24 protein-coding genes are annotated in these 21,658 nt (G+C 52.5%); 17 read left to right on the top strand and 7 right to left on the bottom strand.

Features of this window, described 5'->3' with window-relative positions; all coding sequences use genetic code 11:
- The 15 genes from GOB86_RS10460 to GOB86_RS10395 all read left to right on the top strand — a co-directional run bounded on the left by GOB86_RS10460 (position 1) and on the right by GOB86_RS10395 (position 13,199).
- Entirely contained in the window at positions 1 to 1,677 is a 1,677-nt protein-coding gene (locus GOB86_RS10460; RefSeq protein WP_165992276.1) for an ATPase, T2SS/T4P/T4SS family, read from the top strand.
- Complete coding sequence (locus GOB86_RS10455) at positions 1,677 to 2,792, top strand: type II secretion system F family protein (RefSeq protein WP_165992275.1); 1,116 nt, start codon at positions 1,677 to 1,679, stop codon at positions 2,790 to 2,792. Before GOB86_RS10460 ends, GOB86_RS10455 begins: the two co-directional genes overlap by 1 nt.
- Before the next feature lie 33 nt (positions 2,793 to 2,825).
- Positions 2,826 to 3,338, top strand: a complete 513-nt coding sequence (locus tag GOB86_RS10450) for a hypothetical protein (protein ID WP_165992274.1) — start codon at positions 2,826 to 2,828, stop codon at positions 3,336 to 3,338.
- A gap of 5 nt (positions 3,339 to 3,343) precedes the next feature.
- Entirely contained in the window at positions 3,344 to 3,811 is a 468-nt protein-coding gene (gene pilM, locus GOB86_RS10445; protein ID WP_165992273.1) for a type IV pilus biogenesis protein PilM, read from the top strand.
- On the top strand, positions 3,812 to 5,059 hold the full coding sequence (gene pilV / locus GOB86_RS10440; protein ID WP_165992272.1) for a shufflon system plasmid conjugative transfer pilus tip adhesin PilV: 1,248 nt from the start codon (positions 3,812 to 3,814) through the stop codon (positions 5,057 to 5,059).
- A 125-nt stretch (positions 5,060 to 5,184) separates the two neighbouring features.
- Positions 5,185 to 5,889 carry a transglycosylase SLT domain-containing protein gene (locus GOB86_RS10435; protein WP_242012602.1) on the top strand — a complete coding sequence of 235 codons (705 nt, stop codon included), beginning with the start codon at positions 5,185 to 5,187 and terminating at the stop codon, positions 5,887 to 5,889.
- A gap of 9 nt (positions 5,890 to 5,898) precedes the next feature.
- Entirely contained in the window at positions 5,899 to 6,336 is a 438-nt protein-coding gene (locus tag GOB86_RS16605) for a DotD/TraH family lipoprotein (protein ID WP_408737365.1), read from the top strand.
- A gap of 25 nt (positions 6,337 to 6,361) precedes the next feature.
- Complete coding sequence (locus tag GOB86_RS10425; RefSeq protein ID WP_338421524.1) at positions 6,362 to 7,255, top strand: type IV secretion system DotC family protein; 894 nt, start codon at positions 6,362 to 6,364, stop codon at positions 7,253 to 7,255.
- Complete coding sequence (locus GOB86_RS10420; RefSeq protein WP_165992269.1) at positions 7,252 to 8,418, top strand: secretion/conjugation apparatus DotM-related subunit; 1,167 nt, start codon at positions 7,252 to 7,254, stop codon at positions 8,416 to 8,418. Before GOB86_RS10425 ends, GOB86_RS10420 begins: the two co-directional genes overlap by 4 nt.
- Positions 8,408 to 8,770 carry a hypothetical protein gene (locus tag GOB86_RS10415; protein WP_165992268.1) on the top strand — a complete coding sequence of 121 codons (363 nt, stop codon included), beginning with the start codon at positions 8,408 to 8,410 and terminating at the stop codon, positions 8,768 to 8,770. Before GOB86_RS10420 ends, GOB86_RS10415 begins: the two co-directional genes overlap by 11 nt.
- Entirely contained in the window at positions 8,763 to 9,857 is a 1,095-nt protein-coding gene (locus GOB86_RS10410; RefSeq protein WP_165992267.1) for a type IV pilus twitching motility protein PilT, read from the top strand. Before GOB86_RS10415 ends, GOB86_RS10410 begins: the two co-directional genes overlap by 8 nt.
- 2 nt (positions 9,858 to 9,859) lie before the next feature.
- Positions 9,860 to 10,108, top strand: a complete 249-nt coding sequence (icmT, locus tag GOB86_RS15890; RefSeq protein WP_198912036.1) for an IcmT/TraK family protein — start codon at positions 9,860 to 9,862, stop codon at positions 10,106 to 10,108.
- Entirely contained in the window at positions 10,003 to 10,503 is a 501-nt protein-coding gene (locus GOB86_RS10405) for a hypothetical protein (RefSeq protein WP_165992266.1), read from the top strand. Before icmT ends, GOB86_RS10405 begins: the two co-directional genes overlap by 106 nt.
- Before the next feature lie 25 nt (positions 10,504 to 10,528).
- The gene (locus tag GOB86_RS10400; protein WP_165992265.1) at positions 10,529 to 10,930 is read left to right on the top strand and encodes a hypothetical protein; all 402 of its coding nucleotides are present in this window, start codon (positions 10,529 to 10,531) and stop codon (positions 10,928 to 10,930) included.
- Positions 10,931 to 10,934: 4 nt separating this feature from the next.
- Entirely contained in the window at positions 10,935 to 13,199 is a 2,265-nt protein-coding gene (locus GOB86_RS10395) for a type IV secretory system conjugative DNA transfer family protein (protein WP_165992264.1), read from the top strand.
- Positions 13,200 to 13,224: 25 nt separating this feature from the next.
- On the opposite strand, the gene GOB86_RS10390 is transcribed toward GOB86_RS10395, so the two are convergent.
- Positions 13,225 to 13,956 (bottom strand): hypothetical protein, encoded by a 732-nt coding sequence (locus GOB86_RS10390; RefSeq protein ID WP_194301170.1) that lies wholly within the window; start codon positions 13,954 to 13,956, stop codon positions 13,225 to 13,227.
- Between the two features lie 194 nt (positions 13,957 to 14,150).
- Here GOB86_RS10390 and GOB86_RS10385 point away from each other — a divergent pair, with 194 nt between their 5' ends.
- On the top strand, positions 14,151 to 14,534 hold the full coding sequence (locus GOB86_RS10385; RefSeq protein ID WP_165992263.1) for a LexA family protein: 384 nt from the start codon (positions 14,151 to 14,153) through the stop codon (positions 14,532 to 14,534).
- Positions 14,535 to 14,537: 3 nt separating this feature from the next.
- Positions 14,538 to 15,791, top strand: a complete 1,254-nt coding sequence (locus tag GOB86_RS10380; RefSeq protein ID WP_165992262.1) for a Y-family DNA polymerase — start codon at positions 14,538 to 14,540, stop codon at positions 15,789 to 15,791.
- A gap of 381 nt (positions 15,792 to 16,172) precedes the next feature.
- Here the strand turns inward: GOB86_RS10380 and GOB86_RS10375 are convergent, their stop codons facing one another.
- The 6 genes from GOB86_RS10375 to GOB86_RS15935 form a co-directional block, all read right to left on the bottom strand.
- The gene (locus tag GOB86_RS10375) at positions 16,173 to 16,496 is read right to left on the bottom strand and encodes a hypothetical protein (RefSeq protein WP_165992261.1); all 324 of its coding nucleotides are present in this window, start codon (positions 16,494 to 16,496) and stop codon (positions 16,173 to 16,175) included.
- A 12-nt stretch (positions 16,497 to 16,508) separates the two neighbouring features.
- Positions 16,509 to 19,679, bottom strand: coding sequence for a MobF family relaxase (gene mobF, locus GOB86_RS10370; protein WP_165992260.1), 3,171 nt, complete (start codon positions 19,677 to 19,679; stop codon positions 16,509 to 16,511).
- Positions 19,676 to 19,936, bottom strand: a complete 261-nt coding sequence (locus GOB86_RS10365) for a hypothetical protein (RefSeq protein WP_165992259.1) — start codon at positions 19,934 to 19,936, stop codon at positions 19,676 to 19,678. The genes mobF and GOB86_RS10365 overlap by 4 nt, the downstream gene beginning before the upstream one ends.
- A 306-nt stretch (positions 19,937 to 20,242) precedes the next feature.
- Positions 20,243 to 20,557 carry a type II toxin-antitoxin system Phd/YefM family antitoxin gene (locus GOB86_RS10360; RefSeq protein ID WP_165992258.1) on the bottom strand — a complete coding sequence of 105 codons (315 nt, stop codon included), beginning with the start codon at positions 20,555 to 20,557 and terminating at the stop codon, positions 20,243 to 20,245.
- A 147-nt stretch (positions 20,558 to 20,704) separates the two neighbouring features.
- Positions 20,705 to 21,088, bottom strand: a complete 384-nt coding sequence (locus tag GOB86_RS10355; RefSeq protein ID WP_165992257.1) for a type II toxin-antitoxin system PemK/MazF family toxin — start codon at positions 21,086 to 21,088, stop codon at positions 20,705 to 20,707.
- A gap of 313 nt (positions 21,089 to 21,401) precedes the next feature.
- Positions 21,402 to 21,658: hypothetical protein (locus tag GOB86_RS15935; protein WP_206752703.1), on the bottom strand; the 257-nt coding region annotated here is incomplete at its 5' end.

Here is a 21,658-nt window from a genome sequence, read left to right as displayed (position 1 = left end):
ATGGGTAATATCTGGTCACGGCTGTTTGCTAATCCCGCCAAGGGGCAGACGGATGAAATGGCGGCGTCTCAAGGCCAAGTCGTCATCGACATTCCTAGAAGTCTTGAAGGGCAGATTTTTATCGAAGCCAATGGTGATGACCGAATTGTCTTCGCCAGCAGGCAGCTTCAGGATCGGCTTCATTTTCTGCAATGGCTTGATACCCTGCGTTACGTTGAAGGTTTTCGCGGGGTCAAAGTCAAATATGTTCCTCTCAGTGCCGTCACGGAGCGAATGGAACATGCTCATCAGAACTCCGCAATTATGGAAACGCCCAAAGAAGATGTTGAAGTAAGGGATCGCGCTCTTGCCCTTCTGACCGAGATCGGTGGCTATAATTCATCAGACATCCGGATAAGACGGCTATCCAGACATACCGAAATAGCCTGCCGTATCAACGGTCGATATATGGTTGCCCACGAATGGGAAAATGCTTTTGCAGATCGTCTGATGCGCGCGATGTATCGGCTGGGTTCTTCACAGGCCGCCTCTGTCACCGACAGTCAGTTTCAGGATGGCGGCATATCCGGAGATATCCTCAAAGGCACCGGGCTAGATAACGTCCGTATTGTTCGCGGCCCCTGTGTTCCTCTCTCAGAGGGGGGCTGGTTCATGATTTTACGTCTGCAATCCATTAAACGTGGGGTCAACAGGCGCATCAGAGGAAACTACAGCACCCTACATCCGCTCCAGGGACCTCCTGGGCACCTGCGGTTAAAAGATTATGGCTTCAGCCAACGACAGATAGACCGTTTAATGGGGATCGCGATGTCTCCTTCAGGAGCTATCATCTTCACCGCTCCGACTGGTCATGGGAAGACCACAACGCTCTATGAAATCTGGGCAGAAAAAGCTCGTGTTCAACCCGGCCGAAACATCGTCACTATTGAACAGCCAGTCGAACTAAGTATGCCATGGGCCATCCAATTGGATATTCCCAACACAGACAACGAAGAAGAAAACGGACGCGCTTTGCGCGAACGTCAGCGTGCCACCCTGCGTATGGATCCTGACGACATTGGCCTGGGAGAAATGCGAGACGTTGATGGTGCGATAACCTGCTTTACCGCCGTTCAGACCGGCCATTTTGTTGCCTCAACCTGCCACGTGGATGATCCATTTGACCTTCCTTTTCGCCTCCAGATTATGGATTTCACTCGTCTGAACTTTGCGACAACCTGTAACGCATCCCTTATTCGCGGCATCGTTTCGCAGAGACTTGTACCCGTAATCTGTCCTCACTGCGCAGTGCCATGGACTACAGACGATAAGCGACTGGCAACAATAATCAATGAATCTGTTCCCACATGGTGCCCTGACCCATCTCTGATCCGGCGTATCGGTCCCGGATGTGAGCATTGTTACGGCACTGGGATCAGTGGTCGTACATGCGTTGCTGAAGTGATTGAAACAGATGAAGAACTCATGAGCGACTTTGTCACGCATGGCGTTAATGTCGCTCGGCATAGGTACCGCTCTCGTCCTGATGCTGATCCTTCTTTGCTCGAAACCGCTATGAAGCTCGTCGCCGAAGGCAAGCTTGATCCGTTCGATGTCAACACCACAGTCGAACGGATCCGTCCCCGTGAGAAGGTTCTCAAAGAACGTCGTGACGGCGCATCACGGGGAGCTCAGTAATGTTAATCCGCTATACTGACGTAGACTACGAACAGCAGCATCGCAGAAATTCCCTGTGGTTCAGGTTAAATGCTCTGATTTTTTTCAACTGGACTGCACGCGCCACGCTATATCAGATGTTGGCAGTCCGGTTGCGTATTCACATCCCTGAAACAACTATTTTACGGATGTTTGCAACGCAGGCCGCGCGGAAAAAACAGAAAGTTATTCCGCAGATTATCGATGACATCATCTATCATCTGAATCATGGCGAAAAGCTTGTTGACGCATTCCGACCCTATGTTCCAGATGATGAATACATGCTGATGTATGCTGGCGCCAAAGCCGGGACACTCCCAGAGGCCCTGCAGTTGCTCTGTGAAGCTAAAGGGCGATCCAGTGCAATGGTTCAGGCATCCATGAAAGCCGTCAGCCAGCCGCTGATGTATCTCGGTATCATCTATGTGTTTCTGAGAATATTGGGCACTCAAATTCTACCGGGCCTTGTTTCTGGCCCAATGGCACCAAAACATCCCAGTTCCAGTCAACAGATCCTCGTATTCGCTTCCAACCTCGCAACAGGTTGGTATGCACCAATCACGTTGGGATTTATACTTCTTCTGGCATTCGCGGTCTGGTTCAGCCTTCGGCGTGTTACAGGGCATACCCGCGTTATTCTCGAGCGTTTCCCGCCATGGTCCATCTACAGAGATGTTCAGGGATACGTCTGGATTACTGCTTTCCTATCACTCGTGCTGGCCCAGGTCCCAGATAAAGAAGCCCTGAGGATTCAGGCCTCGGCCGCATCACCATGGCTAAAGGAGCGGCTTGACGCGATCCTGACCAACCTCACCATCAATGGGCTGACATTCCCTGACGCGCTCTTATCAACGGGATTCGAGTTTCCTTCGCCACGTATCATTGACGACGTCGAAGCCAACTGGGTGAGCAAGGAAGGCTACATCCGGCTTCATGATACGGCAACAGTTTGGGCGACTGCGACAGAGAAACGCACCATCGCGTTCGCGAACAAGGCTGAAAACGTCTTCATCCTGATCATGATTGGTCTTGTGGTCATACTTGGTGCCGCCTGTGACAACCTGGGCGCTGACCTTTCCCACACAATGGCCTTCTAATCCTATAATTATTCATCCTGAGGAATTTCCATCATGGATCTTATTGTTTCCATTCTCTCCAAATACGGCCTTCAGGCACTAGCACTCGTTCTTGTCATGGCAGGCGTTTATGAAGCGTTCCATAAGTCGAACGTCCAGACTGCATCGGGATGGGAAAGTGAAATGGTCACTAATGTTGACGGTTTCTTCCAAGGAGGCCTGACATCAAGAAACTTCAGCGGCCTTAATAACTCAGTCGCAATCAAGGCCGGTCTTGTTCCCAAAGGAATGATGAATGGCGATGGAAGCACGCTCAAAGGCCCATGGGCAAACTCATATGTCACCCTGACATCAACCAATAATGGCATGGGTTTCACCGCCACATGGGTCGAAGTCGCAAGTGATGACTGCGCCACGTTTGCCCGCTCACAAAGCGCCAACATGATTAGCGTCAATGGTACATCAATCGACCCGACAAACAGCGCTGCAGCATCCAGTATCGCAATGGCCTGCAATGCGGGTGCATCCTCTTCAACGGCAACGATTACCTTCGAGCACGACAGCTAACGGCCATGGCCTATATCATTCTCGCCTTTGCCCTAATCCTTGGGGCCTTTGCTGACACTCAAGGGCTAGCCACTCTAGCCCTGCAGCAAGACATCTACATTGAGCCCAGTAATGCGGCTCAAAGATGGTTGGCCTACAGAAGTGCCGTGCAATTTTATGTTGAACGTCACCCAGACTTCTCTGGAAGTCTGGATCTGTCGGATATCGGCATGAGCAATGAAAAACAGTTTCTGCCGAATGCCGGGAATGATGTTTCCAAAGATAGCAATGGGACAACCATCGTAACATGGATGCCTCTTGCTCCGAATATTGTTGCCGACACAATCAGACTAGCCGATGGCGACCGAAGCATCGGAATCGCACACGATACGAGCTGGTCCTCTCCTTTCTTTGGCAACATGGGAAACCTGCCTGTTTCTGTCCCGGAAGGGGACATCATCTCTGTTGTCACATTTACAGGTCCGAGGTTCTAGATGCCCTCCATTATCGCCGTACTTGCAGCCATTCTTGTGTCATTATGGCCTACTGCCCGCTATTTCAACATGACACAGGACGCGAACAATCGTTCCGTGATTGCTGTCGCTGGAGGACAGTTTGATATTCTGCTCGCCGGAATTAAGAAATACATCCGGGCACATAGCGATGAACTGATCGAAAGCATCCCGGTTGGCAGTTCAACCGCTGTTTCACTGGCTACTCTGATCAAGGAACGTGATCTTCCAATCGGTTTTACCAGCACCAATCCCTACGGTCAGACATGGGTTGTCTATGCCACACAATCTGACAGTGGTGTACTTGACGGACGCGTCATATCATATGGGGGCCTCACGCTCTCGCCCAAGGATGCCGTTGCCATTGCCCTGAAAGCAGGGGCACAAGGAGGGTATGTCCCTCCAAACGGTCTGATTAGTGGCCTAAATTCCAACATGGCCGTTGGTGCGAGTGGAACATGGTCCCAGACCATTTCCGGTTTCCCTAACCCCGGTGCGGGGCATCTAGTCGGGCTTGTTGCATCTGCAGATGATGCAAACAACAATCCGAACTATCTATACCGAGATGCGATTGCAGGCCATCCAGAGCTTAACTCTATGGAAACGCCCCTGAATATGACAGGGAACGATATCAATAGTGCTGGTGACGTGCATGCTTACGGTACAGTCAGCACGGGCAATGACGACGATAATAAAGGCGTCAATGCATACGTTAGTGAAGATGGCAGGGTTAACGCTACGAAAGATATCCGAGGGCAGGTCTTTCGACCTAATTTCATCGCACAAAATGGTAGTCCGTGTGATGGGGTTGCGATCAATACTGGCGTTATGGACGGTGTTGAATCCAATAACAGTCAGGATACGTTCACAACCCAGATCGGGGACATCGCACGAGATGAGCGGGGGAACACGCTCAATTGTGTAAATGGAACATGGAGAGTTATTGGCCTGTCATTTGCCACCCTTATCCAAGCGTCCTGTGCTGGATGGAACTTGAACAATTTGAATTCCTCAGACCTGCCCATCCTTGTTGAAGCAATCATTTACGCTGGACATAAAGGCGCTACCGCTGACGCAGTTGTAAACCGGCAATCGGTTTCTCATATCGAATGGAGCGGTGACAATTCACGTGTTGACCAGAGTATGACATTCGTCGTCCCCCCTGGTCAGGCATGGTATATTAGCCCAGAACACCGGGTTAGCAGCGTTTGTTATCATGTCTATCAATAACAAACCCGCCATATCACCAGCCAGTCAAACCAAATAATTGCCTCAGTATTCGCGCGCTCATAAACGTCAATGTTATGCTTAATGAGTGCGCGGACTACATGGGCTCTTCCTCGTCGAGACCTGCCATGATCATACCGCCATGTGTTGACCAGATTGCTGAATATTATCATGTTCAGCAATCATCCATCGTGCAGATCATTCAAAAACAACATGATGGTCTAATCGGGCCAATGGGTATCCAGCCCGGCTGGATGCCTATTCTTGAAAAGGCTGGTTTTTCGCCTGAGGCCATAAAAACTAATGTTTGCACAAACATCGCGGCCGGTGCGTGGATACTGGCCTATGCAGTCAGCAACAAGACGAAAGAAACTCCCAAAATAATACCAACATTCACGGTACCATCATCCCAGACAACGGCCTTATCTGGGAACTTGCGCACATGTGCTGTGGATGCTGCCAGCCAGTATAGGATTTCGGTACCACTCTTTCTGGGCCTTCTCGCAACTGAAGGTGGACATGTTGGGCAGATCGTAAGCAACAAGAATGGGACATATGATATGGGACCTGCCCAGATCAATTCGTCCCATCTCGTCGAACTCGCCGCAAAAGGGATAACGCGCGAACAGATCATCAATGACGGGTGCCTCAATATCCACGTTGGCGCGTGGATTCTGGCAAGAGAACTGGGAGGCGAGACCCCTCAGCATCCCAAAGAATTCTGGGAACGTGTCGGAAACTACAATTCGCGCACCCCTGTCCATAATCAGGCATACCAGCTCAAGGTCTGGAGCCATGTCGTCGGTATCTCGCATTCACAACCACATGGGTGATCATGGGGTATGACAATACCACCATGCACATCTGCACCCCTTCTGATCAGCCTCCTTTTTGTGGGAGCCTGTCAGCACCAGTCAGAACCTCCATCCCTCCATCAGCCCATATCGCTTGAAATGTCCACACTTCTCGGACGCATGGACACAATGGGGCAGGTTCGATTTCCAATGTTACGCCCGGGCTCAGTCCTCCCTGCGGAAATGAACCGGCCTATGCGCTGGGACTGGACTGGTTCACTGGATGCAGGGGTCCGGGAGATTGCCAAGATGGTGGGATACAAGGTCCTCTCACCCCCCATAGACCATGCTCCAGTTGTCAGCATCCATCAGACACATGCCACGGCCGGAGAGCTCATCAACGAACTCGCAGCAGCCGGCAATCCTGAACTGGATGTCGATGTCGACATTCTTCATCATACCATCCGGATTAATCAGCATGCGTAAACGCACCCTCATCCTAGGGTTAATCGTGTTGTCCAATCCTGCCGGGACACTGTTTGCCCAGCCCAACACGCCGATACCCCTCCCTGTTCCGGCCGAACCACAGGCAAACATGGCTGCTGCCAATCCACTCGACACCCCCCTAAGCGGTGCTTCCGAACAACCTGTCCTGACAGATACGACACGCCCCCCCTCTCTGGAGGCGCTCATGGCTGTTCGACCCGGCTACTCGCCACGCACGGAAAGTAGCAATGGCCGGGATGAAGCGCTCAAACAGGCCGCATGGGCTTACGGTGCTCAAGGAGGACTGGCGGCAAGATCGTTTGCAATCAACGACATGCTCCGCCGTTATGAAGCCGTGCTTGATCGTGAGTTTGATTTTCGTACTCTTGTCCTGCCAGCCGGGAATGGACAGACCCTCATTCGTCCACCTGTCGTCACAGAAGCACAAATGGCCTTCGCACTGGACGATAGTGGACAAACGGCTCGTGAAACACGGCAGGTCTACCGTATCACTCGCCAGGCGCAGCTTGTTTCCCTGCCACCTCAGTGGCGAACGTGGCTTGTCAGAAATGTCGCATCTCCTGATACACCTATTGATGCCCAGCGACCACGCACCCGACATGAGGTTGATGTCTGGCGCGAAGCCGTTGCTCGTGGATGGGCCGCAGGCGAACGACAGGCAGTAGAAGTCTTTCTTGATGATCTGGGACGGCTGCAGCGCGACATAATCGGCATGGCTCGGTACCGGGTGTTGTTAAAAGCCGGCAAAGTCGAACCGCCAGAGGTCGCTTTCCTCCATCGCGACACACAGGGAGGCCACGATCAGCTGCGGGTCGATGACACGGAAATCCGTATCCGCTCTCAACCTGGCCTTGATGCCAACCGGGCACATTGGCACGCAGGGGAGGCAAACCCATGAACGTGCCACAACAGCCCATCGGCACAGGACGGGATGTCGACCCGGAAAATATGATTCTAACGGCTCTTGCGGTTATCGTTGTCGCAACATGCCTCGTCCTGTTGCTCTGGTATGAGTTTCACACGCAGATTACTGAACTCGTCCTGTATTGCGCCGGTGCAGAACTGCGCATGATCTCTCTTTTTACCCACCAGTATGATCAGGTTCTGGTCAACCTTGCTCATGCCCAGCCCGAAAAAGTGTCCGGTAGGACATTATGGGAACTCTGCACTCTGACGGGGCAGGCTATCCTGCTACCGTCACTGGGGCTTTTTGTCGCACTTGGTATTCTCTGTGGGACACAGGCTCCTCAAGCCATCTACCAGCACCGCTTCGGTCTTGAAGGCATGACCCGCATGCTGGCCAAAATCCATCCTATTGGACAGGCATGGGTCGGGGGAGCCGCCAAACTGACGCCACCAGCGCCTGAAGGAAAGCCGTTGCGGCCCATGGACCCGGTTCTCACGCCGGTTGAGTGGCTCAATCGGTATGCTCCAGGACCACTGTCCGATGCTGAGACCGTCCACCAGTGCCATGATGCGCTGGTGCGTCAGTTGGGGAACCGATGGAGCAGTCCAGCAGAGCTTTCAGCCGTAGAGCTGTGCCTTTTTATGGTGTTCAGTCTTTATTACACCCGTCAGAAAGATCAGGCGCAGGCGATGCTGGAATCTCTCTCCACTGCTCTCTCGGGGCGATGGAAGAAAGGAGAGATCAGGCAGTTTGTTCAATTGGACAAAACCTTCACCCAGAAAATGAAGAAGGCCTACGCAGCGGAGAATTGGACAAGCGGGATCGAAATTGCATCCAGACATGCCTATGTCCGCCCTGCCCTGATGTCGCTTCTGCAGGAAGCCCGGCGCAAGTCAGGTGTTGTCAATCCCAGCCTGTTCTCAATTGTCCAACTGGTTGACCGGGATCTCTGGCTCATTCTGTGTGGCCTTTCGTATCCAATGCCTGGTCGTCCGCTTCACGCCATTGTCACAACAACCTGCACGGAGACGGCTGGCGCTATGGAACACTGGCGAGCTGAGTGTCTGCACGGAACACCATCTCCAGATCCGCAACTTGCGCTGACCTTATCCTCCCTGATGACTTTCGAGGTGACACCGCATCATGCCAACTGATGAACAGACACTCTGTGTCTATTTCCTTGCTGCCAGAAGTGCTGCCAGCGACCTGCGTGTCTGGGTCCTGAAACGCTATTTCCTGCGCGAAAGCCAACTCGACAGCAGTATGACAACCACTTTTACGCAACTGGATCATGTCACGCGTTCAGAAACATTCTACGGATACAGCATTTCTCAGGCTCCGGCCGCGCTGCGTGACCCCATCCAGCATTATATCCGCATGCTCTGGGACGGCCAGAAGGCAGACGCTGGTCTGGCATTTCCAAAGCATCTCCTCGACCAGCACAAACGCATTAGCCAGATCACCGAAACCGCCCATCAGCACAGTAAGGGATCATTCGATGTCTGATCTTCCTCTCGATGTTGATCTGAATACCTTACTGGTCCATTGCGCCAAATTGGGTGCATCCCGCGTCCAGATCCAAACGGATCAGCCTGTGGAAATCCGTGTTCATGGTAAAAATTCCCAATTAGGGAAAGATCGTTGGAGCCCGCGCCGTGTACAGGAAACAATACGCTTCATGTATGGCAGTGAGGTTGCCACGAGCGTCCTGACCCAAGCCGAAACCATAGACATATCACATACAGTCTGGCCCAACCGGAAAGGTCCGCGCCATTCGTTCCGTGTCAACGCGGTTTCCGCGACTATTGGTGCAGAAAAAGCCATCACCATCACTATCCGGCCACTGGTGGACATCCCCAGAACTTTGGACGAACAGAATGTTGAACCCCGCCTGAGAGATGCTCTCGAAGGGGACAATGGAGGCTTTTGGATCTGCGGTGCCACCGGGAGCGGCAAGACAACCCTCATCGGCGGGATAACGCGTGCCCGTCTCGAGAACCCAGATTGTCATTGCAATATCGTGGAAGGATCAGCCCCTCTCGAACTGCTGTACGATCTGGTTGACAGAAAAAATGCAACAATTAGTCAAAGCGAGATCCCCCGCCAGATTAAAAGCTTCCCCGACTTCATTCGAGCGGCGATGCGACAGGAACCCACCGATATCATCGTTGGGGAATGTCGAGACCCCGAAACGGTAGAAGCAGCCGTTCAGGCCATGATTTCCGGACACCGTCTGGTATCTTCGGTCCATACATTCGATCCGGCTTCAACGATCCGCAGGATTGAAGCCTTATGTCCACCGGATCAACGCGATAGCCTGACAATCGCGTTTGTCGAAAATCTTCGGTTGATCGTCAATCAACGCCTTCTTCCATCGACTGATGGCACGCGCACACCCATCAGGGAATTTCTACCAGTGACGCGAGCCTTCCGGAACAAACTGCTCGACACACCGCGCGATAGATGGCCTTCCCTCACGCATGAGGCGGTTGAACAGACTGGACAAACCTATGTCCAGTCCATCGCCCAAGCTCTGGCCGAAAAGCGCATTACAGATGCCGTGGCTGCTAAAGCCCGTGACGCGGAGATGTAATCATGTGGCGTTACTCTTCTGAACCAGTCCACCTGTTTATACTGGACTGCCGCTCTCTCGTGCCAATGGTGCTCTGGTTTGCCCATATGCGCGAGTGGGTCTTCATCCTCGCTGTAGTCAGCACCCTGATATTCGGCGTCATGGCATGGTTGGGTCTTACCCTTCCCGTGGCATACCGCATGGTGCGCGTCCTGTGCGTAGGCTCGCGCAGGCCTCGTCTACCGACATGGAAAAAGAGAAAATTCGCATGATCGACATTGAACGTCTGATTGATGCTCTCTGCGCGCTATTCGAACTGCGTTCCTATCGCATTATAGTCGGACAGCAGCAGAAGGGATGGACGCCGCGCCGTCTGCTAGCCCCTGATGCTCTTTTACCCGTCATCATTCGTCTGGCGGAAGATCAGTGGACCCCGACACACGGGCAGGCCAGCTTTGGTCTGGGGATTGACCATAATGAGAGTGCTTTGTGCGGCCACGTCCTGAACGCTGTCCACTACGCTCCCATCAGTGTCATCGTTCTTTGTGTCGATCACATGCTCCAGCAACTGGTCGACAGTAAAGGTCAGATCACCATTGAAGCCATGGAGGAATATGCTCAGGAACTGTGCTCCGACGCGCATTCACAACCTGTTCATGCAGAATGAACCATCATCCTAACAGGAGCCAGTCGTGATCATTATTATTCCCGAACAGGGTCAATCCATCACCATTCACCCCGGACAGCAGAGTGTTGTGATCCTCTCTCCGAAGCCATCATCTGAGGCAGTCGTTTCGGCCCCCTCACCTTGGCCTGACACTAACGTCGCCTTGAAGACGGAAGGGACACGGGCAACACGTCTCGCCAGGCGCATCGCGCCAGTTATCATCCTGTCCGCTTTCGCATTTTTGGGAGCGCTATATCTAAACCCAGCCCATAAAACTGCCCCCATCGAGACGCTGGATATCCAGAAGTCAGGACAAGCGCATTCTCAGTTAAGACCTGTCATGCCTGCTCCTATGGACTTGCCACAGAAACAGGCAATGCGGCCGCCGACAGAAGAAAATCCCAATTCTGCTTTTGGTCTGAATTAACGCAATGGGCTCTATTCGTCGCCGGATGGACGGCCCGCAAGACCGCCACGAACAACGTGGGGGGATTGCGTATCGCGATACCAGAACACTTTGGACACAGTTCCATGAAGCCCTGACATCCGAAATCTCGGCCATCGGCCCTGTTGCCTTTGCCGCTCTGGCATTTTCAGTCCCTGCCCTGACAACAGCACTAGTGCCGCTATCGCTTGGATACGCGGCCTACGTGCTCAGTCGCGGCACGATAATGCCACTACGGATTCCTGCCTGTTCGTCACGCAAAGATTATGGCAATCCCGTTCCAGACTCCAAACGTCCCGGTGTCGAAATCCCTGGGAAAGCAGAAGGGGACTGGCTCCTTGGCTGGGATGAAAATACCGGACAGCAGACATGGGTTGCAGGCACTGACCTGACCATGCACGGCCTGCTACCCGGCGCAACAGGCTCAGGGAAAACACAGTTCATCTATAGTCTGCTATGCAGCGCACTGGCACAGGCAACTGGCTTTTCCATTATTGACGGCAAAGCTTCCAACAACCTCGTCTTCTCGCTGCAAGCCTTGCAACGAAGATGGGGAGTTGAAGCCAACATGCGGGTTATCAATTTCCTTGTCTCCAGTGGAGACCGGAAAACCAACACATGGAACCCCTTTTCCTCCGTCAACGCCGAGGGGATGGCCGAACTGCTGCGTACCCTCTTCCTCCCGGAAGAAAAAGGGGGCGGAAATTCAGCCCATTTCCGAGATCGTGCCGAGGCCCTCTTCGGGAGTGTATCCCAAATTTTCGTCTGGATGCGCGATCATGTTGGTATTCCCATTACGGCCGCCACTATTCGTGCGAATTTCTCAGACATCCAAAGCCTGATTGATCTTGTCGGTACACAAGATACCGAAAACCGGCACCGACGGTTCTCCTACTTCAACTTCAGAACGCAAAAAATACTGACCATTCCTCTACCCGACCAGTTTCCCGAGGCCCTGCTTGTTCCCGTCCGGTCCTATGTTGCAGAAACTGGCGGATATTCCGCCAATAAAGGAGCAGCTTCCAACCAGGACAAAGTGCGCGAACAGCATTCTTATGTCGTGGGTGGGTTTGCTAAAACCTTCACAATGATGACCACCACCTATGGTCATATTTTTAATTGTGAGGTGCCCGACGTTGACTTTGCAGATGTGGAATACAACAGACGCAATCTGATTGTGCTACTGCCGTCTTTGGAAAATGATCGCAATACCAACGCTGCCATCGGCAAGACCGTTATCACCGCACAGCGTTATGCCATGGCCGCCGCACTGGGGGCGTCTATTGAAGGGGATTACGAGGATCTGGTCACAAACCGCCCCTCATCGGCAAAGACGCCTTATCTCCATATTTATGATGAGTTCAATTATTTCGCGACCAAAGACGTTAACGTCATGCTCGCACAGGCCAGAGAACTCAACATCGGTATGTTCTTATCCTTTCAGGAAGTGGGGTCATTATACGCCACGCTCGGAAAGGATGATGCTGCCCCCCTTCTTGGAAACCCCAAACTCAAGATTTTTGAAAATATTGAAGATTCCGGGCCAACACGGGAATGGGTCGAGCAGGCGGGCGGCACCATGCAGGTCAGTGTGCTCTCAGGTTACGACAACGCTCCAGTCATGGGCGTCTATTCCGATCAGATGAGAGCCGACATTCGCGAAGTCAAACGTATCTCATGGAGCGATATCCAAGGGTTAAGACAGGGACAGGCGATCATTCTTTTCCGGGGGAAGAGGATTTACACGCGATTGTTCTATGCCGGAATCAAACCCTCAGGAGTGAACCGGATATACACTCCCCTGATCACGCGCTCGGCCAACCGTCAGACCTCGCCGTCTCTAACCTCCAGCAACAGCGCAGAAGACCGACTGGTTTTCGAAAGCCTTTGTGAAGGCAAAGATCTGGTTGACGAAAATTACCTACCCGCCCTCAACGGTGGTCTGGGTGAAATTTACAAGCGATTAGGCAGGCTCTCACAAGGGAACACTGTCCCAGACGATGATCCACTGACCTTATTCGGAGAGCCACTTCCTGTACGCCCTTATATCCCCTTCGAATGTCTTTTTCGCAACCGGTCTACCCCCCTTCCTGTAGGCAACCGCGGGGGCGTTGTCATGATCAATCCTAATGTCGACAAATCGCTCTATGAAACACTCGTCAACTTCGAAATAAGAACAGGGGCATCAGAAGCCGCCGCCCGAAATATGGTGTCACAAGCTTTGAACCAGATCAGCACACATAATGCCTAAGTTGGCAGATGTATTTCCAAATGGCCTAGCTCTCATGAAAAAGGTGATGAAGGTAACTGCCTAGACCTTCTTGAGAGGCATAGTGTTCGCGCGCAGCCTTAACGAATGACTGGTTGCGCTCCAGCGCAATGGCGTCACCACCTTCTATTGGAGTGACGCCGTATGTCTTCACTGCCCAACTGATATCACATTTCCAGTCCTGAAATCGGCTACGGTCCTGCCACTGACCCATGGCATCATCAGCACACTTTTGGGCTTCAGCCCGTGTCCAGCCATTAAGTTCGGCCATCCACGCCAATGCCTCATTCTGGCGGCCATCAGTAGTGGTCTTGCCCCAATGGCGCACGGCATGGCAGTCTGGACATAAGGAAATCACACCTTTGAGGGTCTGAACCCGTGCGGTGTCATCGTATTGCCAGCCTTCATCGGCCTCTACTGGCCACTTTGGGCCACGACCACCGCACACACGACAGCGCGACCCAGAACGGGCATACGCATCCTTGCGGATACGGTCCCAATCGTCCTTGGCCAGCAAGGCGCGCAGGTTACGGCCCCATAAAGCCTGCGGCACCATCCATGGTCGAAGATAAGGCGGTTTTCTGTCAGGTCTGAAGCGATAAGGGACAAACGGCAATAAAGCCGTCAGATTATCCCGCGAAGCTTTCCAGCATTTTTCGGCACCATCAAAGACGGCACCTCCTGCCTGCGCCTCTTGGCGTCGGTTATACGGAACACAAAGAACAATTAAAGTGGACATAAAAACTTCTCACCGCCAATAGCTCTGAAAATACTAAGCCCCACATGGAGTTCGAGAATCTGTGCGATAATCCCTAGATGGATCATGATAATTTCTCTGTGAAAAACCAATACCCTAGGAATTGGCATTCCCAAAACACTTGACTTGGCGCTAAATATCGTTCTCTTTATGTTCCATCCGTGGGGAGATTGAGCATGGCTCGGCAGTATGCAGGCGACAGGACAACAGGCTTTGCAAGCCCGGCCGCAGATTCAATCGAAGGTTCGATTGATCTTTCAGAGATCCTCTCCTTGCGCAAACCCAGCCGATACCCTGTGCGCGTGCAGGGACTCTCTTTTGTGTCACGTGGCGTCCTGAGTGGGGACATCCTGATTGCTGACACGGCGGGCAATCCCGTCTCTGGTTCTCTGGTCATCGCCTGCGCCGGTGGTCAAATCATTCTCGCCGAACTCCAAAATCGTAATGGAAAATGGTTTCTAGTGTCGGGCGATGATGCCACGCAGCCCCTTCGCGTTGACCCCATGCGAGACGTAGAGATATGGGGGAACATCACAGGTCTGGTACGGACCGAAGTCTGAGATATGTACGGGCTCATCGACTGCAACGCATTTTACTGCTCCTGCCAGCGTGCTTTTGAGCCAAGCCTAAAACATAAGCCCGTTGTCGTTCTCAGCAACAATGATGGATGCGCAATAGCCAGAACCCGGGAAGCCAAAGACCTGGGTATTAAAATGGGCGATGCGTGGCATCTGGTCAAAAACACACCAAAGCTGGTCGATGTCGCATGGTATTCCAGCAACTACGCTCTCTATGCTGACATGTCTCGCCGCGTCTATGAGGTGCTTCTGGACCATGTGCCACGTGTAGAAGCTTATTCGATCGACGAGATGTTTCTTGATCTGGGCGGATTGCATGGAAACATGGAACACCGCTGCGAACAGATCCGGGCCTCAGTCGAACAAATCACCAAGATACCAACGTGTGTGGGGTGGGGGCCAACAAAAGCCATTGCGAAGCTGGCCAACTATATTGCCAAGGACCGTCCAGAACTGGAAGGGCTGTGTGATCTCAGTGACCAGGCATTAAGGCACAGATACTACCGCAATCTACCTGTCGGTGAGGTCTGGGGTATCGGCCGACGGCTGGTACCACGTCTTGAGGCGGCCGGCATCCGCACCATCCAGCAGTTTGTTGACGCAGATGAAGCGCTGGTCCGCAAGCTGATGATGATCACGGGAGTGCGTTTACAGGCCGAACTCCGCGGCGAAAGTTGCATGGCACTATCGGAAATTGTCGAACAGCGGAAAGGCATGACCTGCTCTCGCTCGTTCGGGCAGCCCGTCACAGACTACGACGACATGCGCACAGCCATAACGACATTCACCTCCCGAGCAGCAGAAAAGCTGCGGGCAGAGGAGTTGGACACAGCGCATATTGTTGTTTTCATCCAGACCAACCCGCACAAACGACAGGACGGGTGGTATGCGCCTCAGGTTTCAATAACCTGCGAACCGACTAACGACACATTCGCACTGGTGGCCCATGCCATCCGATTGTTGAAGGTCATGTGGAAAGACGGGTATCGCTATGCCAAGGCCGGAGTAAGTTTTAACGATCTGGCTCCAACCAATCGACAGAACACTCTGTTTGCAACAGGCGGTGAGCGCACTCGGCAGGCGACTAAAGCTATGGACGCCGTCAATCAGCGCTTCGGCAAAGGCACCATGAGCTTGTTAAGTGCGGGGCTACAGAATAAGTGGAAGCCCCGGCAAAGTATGCTGTCGCAGCGTTATACCACCAACATCAACGAGATCATGGAAGCTAGAACTTTTTAATGGATTTATTCCGGAGTTAGATTGTTAATTATAACACGACCTCACTGGTTATATCGGCGTCGTCATTATTGGAGCTGTTTCCAACAGGCCATACATTTTGCAGATATTTACTGCGTGAACCACATCAGGACGGCTTGATGATTTTATCTTGACATGGCATGGCCTGTTTGCCTCGAACTTAACAAGGCCCTTCTTAATTCCCCCATTTTCAATGGCCTTCCGTACCTCAGCACGAGTTCCACGGAGAACTGAAAAGTAATTCATGAAAGGTCGTCCTTATGGGAGCTCTTGCATTCGTGGGTTATTCATTATTGCGCCAGTAAGTTACGCCATCATCACAGGAATAAGCCGTTTGAGATGGTGTCTCGGTGTCAGTGCTTCCTAGACCTTCCAACCATTCCTCTCATGCCAAGCCTCATTAACCAAAGCTGCCAGAACCCCTTGATCAGTTTTGGAATAGATCAGATCAGGATGCTGCATAAGAAAGTAATAAACTGACTGCATATCAGTGCGTCCCCAGTTCGGCCGGTCATTAATAAACTGCCTCAATCCTTCAAGGGCATCCTGATTGACATCTTCAATCCGCCGTCGAAAAACGCGATATTCCTCACTACTCTGGCAGTTTTCCGCCTCACGCTCCATAGCGATTAAAGGAGCAATCGTTGCAATCAACTGCTCCATTTCCATCACGTCATCATTCATCATGATCTTCTCCAGTCACAAATCTGGCTCAGCGTTACGGCTTCTGCCTCTTTCACGCGCCTGCTCCTGCCGGCGCGCATGCACTTTCTGCTGGTCCCGTTTGAGGCCATCAACCGATTTCTTGATCGTCTCTGCAATATTCTGGGCCTGGTAAGCCTGCCGCCGAAGCTTGCGGCTTACATCATCCCACTGTTCAGGCGTTATCGCGCGCAACCCCCTGCTTGCCTGTCGTGCCCTTTGCTTCTCACCTGGGGATCGACCGTCCTGCCTTGCCTTCTCATTGACATGAGCCTGCGTGATCCAGCGACGCAGGTCATCCTGATATTGAAGTTCCACACCTTCAAGATCTATCGCCAGTGACTTATAGGGGTGCTTGCCCATGTCACCGGCAATGCGATTTAGAATATCCTCAATCGTGACTGGTGTCTTATCTCCCAACGGACGAGAAAAGGTTTCTGCTTCTGTGACTGGTGCCTCAGCTATCTTCGTCCAGCAGGTCAGGACGTGACGGCTCTCGGCCACATAAGCCGTGAACCCCGTAACTGCTGCAGTCCCTCGGGGCATGGCGTTAATATGTTCATCTGAAGTAATCCCCTGAGCAGCATCAATGGTCATGGCATGACCAAAACCCAACTTGATCCGTCCGGTTTCACGGTCAGCCAATCGCTCCCATGGCACAAAACCCTCAACCCCTTTTTTATTCTTCAGAACAATACCTTTATCGGTCCACCCCTTCACATCGACAAAATCGCCATTGTTGCCCAACTGGCGCCAACGATTGCGGTCATTTGTTCGAACCAGACAGTTCGTCCGTGAGAAAAGACGGACCCTGTCGCCAACAGAGAGAGGCAGATCATATTCTTCCCCTCTCTGATCTATAGCTGCCCGAACGATCTCTTCTTTACCAATCTCGTCCCGAATGCGTAGCCTTTCACGCACGGCAATACTCAGTGCCATCACATCTTCATTGGTGGGAGCCGACATTGTAATCCCACGCTTCGACCCGGCCGCCGTCAGCATGTCACGACGCTTGAGGTAGAAGTCCGCGATCTTTTCCACGACCTGAGTATGATCGCCACCAACCAGACTGAACGTGCCATCTTTACGCTTCATGTCGATGGCCTGCCGGGCACGCTGGGTGTCCTGCTCTTTCTGCTTCGCTTCGGAGAGCGTCAGGTCTCGGCCTGAGCTCCGGAACAGACCAGCAATCTCACGACCCCGTGGCGTTTTCTGTCGAACGGTGCTGAGCAGGGCTGGCTGTGCTTCTTTGGGGAGCACGCGCATGAGCAACTCTACAGCATCACCGGCCTCAATCGCCTGTGCCTGTTCCCTGTCCGCCAGAATACGCAAGGTGAAACCTGCTTCCTGTTGATAACGCAGGATCTGTAACATCTGACCTGGTGCAATCTGGCTCGCTTCATCCAGAACCAGAACACTATCCGGGTCGAGGCTAAGGCTTCCATCCTCAATTTTCTTCAGAAGAGGGGCGAGAGCATAGCGCTCTTCAATACCAGCATCCGACAGGGCATCAGCCTGACGCCATGCCAGCGCTGCTCCGACCATGCGCCGCCCATCCTGTTTCCATGCATCCACCAACGGTTGAAGCAGGGTGGTTTTCCCTGCCCCAGCAACACCCGTCAGAAAGGCAAGCTGGCCAGCCTCCCCCATTGCATAGATGGCAGCAAGCTGCGCCTTGCCATGATCCAGCTCGCGCTCAAAATCCAATCCCGAACGCGCAATAGCCGCCGCAATCTGCTCGCTCGACAACACCCCTGTTTGTGTTCTGGACGCGAGGCCAGCCAGATCAGCCATTTCTTCTTCAAGGGCCAGTTGAGCCGTTGTCGCAATCTGCACAAGACGATCGCGTTCCTTCTCAACGAAGAGAACCATCTCGCCGTTCACAAGGATGCCCCGCTCCTCGATCATTTCCGCTACACGGTCGATGTCCGAACTGGATGCAATCCCTGCCGCAATCAATCCATGGGCTGCATGAACCCGGAACATGTTCTTATCCAGAACAGCCGCAGTACGAAATTCATCAGCGAGCAGCCTGGCCGCAACCTCATACGCTTTATCAAACCGTTCCTGCTGGGCAAGCTCCTGAGGCTTATCATCGGTGAGAACCGTTTTATGCTCCCAGCCCATTTCCTTGGCCTGCTCCCGCCAGATCTCCCGATCGTTAGTGCCGTCATATTTTTTGGACCGGAACGCGAGGTTGGCCTGATGCAAAACCTTGAACTTCTGATCGGCTGTCATAGTGTTCCAGTTACCACCCTGACGCTTCACAAAGGCCTTGGCCTGCTGTTCTGCCTGCCTCGACCGTTTAGAAAAAGCCTCGCAGGCCGCCTTAGGGATAGCTTCAATGACGACTGCTTTTCCACGGGCATCTGGGGCAACCTGTACACCAAGCTTACGCAATTCCTGCGCCAGCTCCGCCTGGAAATACGCCCCATAAAGATGGGCCGTAACATTCGTCAGGCGCGCACTGTCCAATGACCCAAGGTGCCCGCTCTCGGTAGCCACAGCGTTAAGCATGACGTTATGGATGTGCGCCTGCGGATCACCGGGAACCGGTATTTCCACCGATGCGGTCGCACCCGCCTCACCATCCTGAATATGTAGCGCTGGACGGGCGGTATAATGACGGAAGGAAATCCATGCCACCTCACCTTCCTCTTCAAACGCCTTTTCACCAGAGCCTCTTCTGGCAAGGCCTATCTCTGATCCTATAAGGCGTAGAGCCCGGTCATTGGCAAGATGAATGGCCTGCCAGATCAAAGCCTGTTCAGCCCTGGTCTCAGCGAACTCAGCAGCTAGCGTCACAGATTTGTCGGGCGATGCTGTAAAATCAAACCCGGATATTTCTCGTTTTCGGCCAGTATTGTCCCATGTCTCTCCATTATCTGCTCGTTTAGCTTCAAACAGCCGTGCCAACCCTTCATCCGTAGGGGGTTTGGTTGTGTCGATCCCTAATGCATCAGCAATGTGCCCCCCGATGTGAGGGGCCCAAGCTCCCTTTCCTTCCCTGCCTGTGTAATAAGAGTTTAGCCGATCTCCACTCTCCGTGTTTTTCTCCAGATCACGATCGGTACGAACGTCGTTTTCTGGCTCCAATTGATGCTCTCGCAAATAGGCCACGATCAGCTTTCCGGCCCCATTTGCTGTTAATTTGCGAAAGGTAATCATGCCAGTCCTCCCGATCTGGTGACTTTAACCAGATCATCGACTGACGCCTTAACGCCACTAAGTGTGTCAGAAAGCCCCGAAATAGCACTGGCCATCTGAGCCAATGCCTCCGAAATTTTTGCGCTTTCATCATCATCTTCTGAAGGGCTGACCATCTTTAGGATATCCTTGATATCCTTTCCCATGACATCCCCTTTTGACAGGAGCGCCACCAAAAGGTCCGCTATTTTTTGCTGGCTAGTATCCACCACGTCCATAACTCCTCTCCAATACGATGGAATGAGTATGGTCGATCCAGTTGTGAATACGGTTTGGTCAGTCCGTCTGAAAGACGAGAACCTTGCGCGAACGCCTTGCTTCACCCACAAATAGATCTCAGATCATACGATAGAGCGGTGGTGGCAGCACACCGTAAGCGACGATAGATTGATCTGTAGAAACTTGCCTGGCAACAGGGGGTGAGAGTGGTAGGGTCAAGCGCCTGTGTCAGGCCCGCATGATTCTGCGTGATGAAGATGATGGCCAATAGACAATCCTTGGCCTTCCTCCCACACGTGGTCAGCTTACCGGTGACATAGGTAGGAATACCGAAGAGCAAGCCCGATATCGGGTCCAAAAGCTCGCTTGTTACTGATCTCTGCATCCAGATAGGCATAACTATCAGGCGTCTCGGTCGCCGCAATTGCTTCCAAATCTACCTCGCTCAACTCATTGGGCAGGACAACACGGCGGGATCTGGCGAACTGCCTATGGTATTCAGCAGTGGACAGAACCACCAGCCTGCCCTTGCCATCACGGATAATCGTTACGGCCTCTGACAGGGCCTGATCGGGCATGGTTCCATAATTGCGAATAAACTCCGCACTGGGCACACGCATTGTCAGCTCTCCTTCAGGTCTGGTGCCAAGATATGTAATTTTCGAATTAGACAAATCTGACAATCCCGAAACCAGCATAATTTCTTCGACAATTATGCTGGTTTCTTAATCCGCTTATGTGGCCTGCAGGAGCCGCACCAGAAGTCGTTAAATATCTGCCCCGATCAAGAATGCGATTTGTTTTCGCATCATCTCCAACTGTTCAGGCCGAACAAAACTTTCGGTCGGCGCAACGCGCAATTTGGATGTCGTCGTAACAAGTGCACAAACCGCCCAGCAGACTTTTGGGCACCCGTTCTCAGGTGATGGGTCGAGCCTGACACTCAGATCAGGAATGACCAATCCCTCATCATCAGTTAGTGGGACAAGAATGACATTAGGCCACTCAGCCGGAAACAGATCGTCTTCCACGACAACGGCTGGGCGACGTTTATTTGGCTCTTTCGGAAGAGCATCTCCACGCCAATCAGCTAGAACGATCTGACCGGGACGGAAGATCATCGTGCTTGCTATTGGCCGATCAGAAGCCATTGCTATGGGCACTCCCAGTCTCTTCGAAAAGGGCCTGCCTCTCGGGTGTTTCTGCCGCATAGTGGGCGACCCGAGCACTGTCCTGCTGAATGCGTTGGCGCTTTGCCGCCCTAGCTCCGGCACTAAGGATGTCTCTCACCAGATTGCTCAGCGGGATACCTTGAAAACTTGCTTCCTGCTCCAGATCTCGCCGCAATCTGTCGTCAAGACGAATGGATAACGGTCCAGCCATCTTTTCCTCCCTACGTTATGCATAGACACTAACGTATTACGGTTTGGTATTACAAACAAAAAACACGTAATTCAGATACCTTCACTCGTTCGTCGCCGCAAGTTTTCCTGAGCGGGTTGCAGCATCAAGCTGCCCAATGTCGTGACAACGACATCCCCTCATGGCGATAGCGCGAAGCGCAAACCGAAAGGTTTGCATTTGTATATGGAAAAGTTTATGGAAAAGTTTATGGAAAAGTTTTTTTGTTGAGACTGATGTGATGTAGACCTGATGTATTGCGACAGCAGAAGCGAGAATGAGTTGATGTAAGACTGATGTCTTGATATAGGTCTTGCGCA

Source organism: Acetobacter lambici, assembly GCF_011516885.1.
GTDB classification, from domain to species: Bacteria; Pseudomonadota; Alphaproteobacteria; order Acetobacterales; family Acetobacteraceae; genus Acetobacter; species Acetobacter lambici.
The sequence above is the reverse complement of the archived record's forward strand: the minus strand, read 5'-3'. Positions and strand labels throughout refer to the sequence as shown.

What these genes read in the sequence shown, in the direction of transcription:
- GOB86_RS10365 (WP_165992259.1), bottom strand. Translation starts at nt 19,936, where the DNA reads ATGGACGTGGTGGATACTAGCCAGCAAAAAATAGCGGACCTTTTGGTG.
- GOB86_RS10380 (WP_165992262.1), top strand. Translation starts at nt 14,538, where the DNA reads ATGTACGGGCTCATCGACTGCAACGCATTTTACTGCTCCTGCCAGCGT.
- GOB86_RS10360 (WP_165992258.1), bottom strand. Translation starts at nt 20,557, where the DNA reads ATGCGTGTGCCCAGTGCGGAGTTTATTCGCAATTATGGAACCATGCCC.
- GOB86_RS10435 (WP_242012602.1), top strand. Translation starts at nt 5,185, where the DNA reads ATGATCATACCGCCATGTGTTGACCAGATTGCTGAATATTATCATGTT.
- GOB86_RS10385 (WP_165992263.1), top strand. Translation starts at nt 14,151, where the DNA reads ATGGCTCGGCAGTATGCAGGCGACAGGACAACAGGCTTTGCAAGCCCG.
- pilM (WP_165992273.1), top strand. Translation starts at nt 3,344, where the DNA reads ATGGCCTATATCATTCTCGCCTTTGCCCTAATCCTTGGGGCCTTTGCT.
- GOB86_RS10355 (WP_165992257.1), bottom strand. Translation starts at nt 21,088, where the DNA reads ATGGCTTCTGATCGGCCAATAGCAAGCACGATGATCTTCCGTCCCGGT.
- pilV (WP_165992272.1), top strand. Translation starts at nt 3,812, where the DNA reads ATGCCCTCCATTATCGCCGTACTTGCAGCCATTCTTGTGTCATTATGG.
- GOB86_RS10460 (WP_165992276.1), top strand. Translation starts at nt 1, where the DNA reads ATGGGTAATATCTGGTCACGGCTGTTTGCTAATCCCGCCAAGGGGCAG.
- GOB86_RS16605 (WP_408737365.1), top strand. Translation starts at nt 5,899, where the DNA reads ATGACAATACCACCATGCACATCTGCACCCCTTCTGATCAGCCTCCTT.
- icmT (WP_198912036.1), top strand. Translation starts at nt 9,860, where the DNA reads ATGTGGCGTTACTCTTCTGAACCAGTCCACCTGTTTATACTGGACTGC.
- GOB86_RS10450 (WP_165992274.1), top strand. Translation starts at nt 2,826, where the DNA reads ATGGATCTTATTGTTTCCATTCTCTCCAAATACGGCCTTCAGGCACTA.
- GOB86_RS10410 (WP_165992267.1), top strand. Translation starts at nt 8,763, where the DNA reads ATGTCTGATCTTCCTCTCGATGTTGATCTGAATACCTTACTGGTCCAT.
- GOB86_RS10455 (WP_165992275.1), top strand. Translation starts at nt 1,677, where the DNA reads ATGTTAATCCGCTATACTGACGTAGACTACGAACAGCAGCATCGCAGA.
- GOB86_RS10415 (WP_165992268.1), top strand. Translation starts at nt 8,408, where the DNA reads ATGCCAACTGATGAACAGACACTCTGTGTCTATTTCCTTGCTGCCAGA.
- GOB86_RS10390 (WP_194301170.1), bottom strand. Translation starts at nt 13,956, where the DNA reads ATGTCCACTTTAATTGTTCTTTGTGTTCCGTATAACCGACGCCAAGAG.
- GOB86_RS10405 (WP_165992266.1), top strand. Translation starts at nt 10,003, where the DNA reads ATGGTTGGGTCTTACCCTTCCCGTGGCATACCGCATGGTGCGCGTCCT.
- GOB86_RS10375 (WP_165992261.1), bottom strand. Translation starts at nt 16,496, where the DNA reads ATGATGAATGATGACGTGATGGAAATGGAGCAGTTGATTGCAACGATT.
- GOB86_RS10395 (WP_165992264.1), top strand. Translation starts at nt 10,935, where the DNA reads ATGGGCTCTATTCGTCGCCGGATGGACGGCCCGCAAGACCGCCACGAA.
- mobF (WP_165992260.1), bottom strand. Translation starts at nt 19,679, where the DNA reads ATGATTACCTTTCGCAAATTAACAGCAAATGGGGCCGGAAAGCTGATC.
- GOB86_RS10420 (WP_165992269.1), top strand. Translation starts at nt 7,252, where the DNA reads ATGAACGTGCCACAACAGCCCATCGGCACAGGACGGGATGTCGACCCG.